General features: G+C 72.1%; 1 protein-coding gene. It reads left to right on the forward strand.

What is annotated here, in order from left to right; translation table 11 throughout:
• Positions 1-222, forward strand: a 222-nt coding sequence (locus tag KUM44_RS39700; protein WP_217214631.1) for an AMP-binding protein, incomplete at both ends; no start/stop codon positions are given.

Genomic DNA, 222 nt, shown 5'->3' on the forward strand with positions numbered 1-222 from the left:
CTCCGAAGGACCCATCCCCATCGGACGGCCCTTCCCAGGCGCCCGCCTCTACGTCCTCGATGCCGCCCTGCGCCCGGTACCGGCAGGGACACTCGGTGAGCTCTACATCGCCGGACCACAACTGGCCCGCGGCTACCACCAGCGTCCGGGCCTGACCGCCGAACGCTTCACCGCCGACCCCCACGGCACACCCGGCACCCGCATGTACCGCACCGGCGACCT

The organism is Streptomyces sp. AC550_RSS872, from assembly GCF_019049285.1.
In the GTDB taxonomy this organism is placed as follows: domain Bacteria; phylum Actinomycetota; class Actinomycetes; order Streptomycetales; family Streptomycetaceae; genus Streptomyces.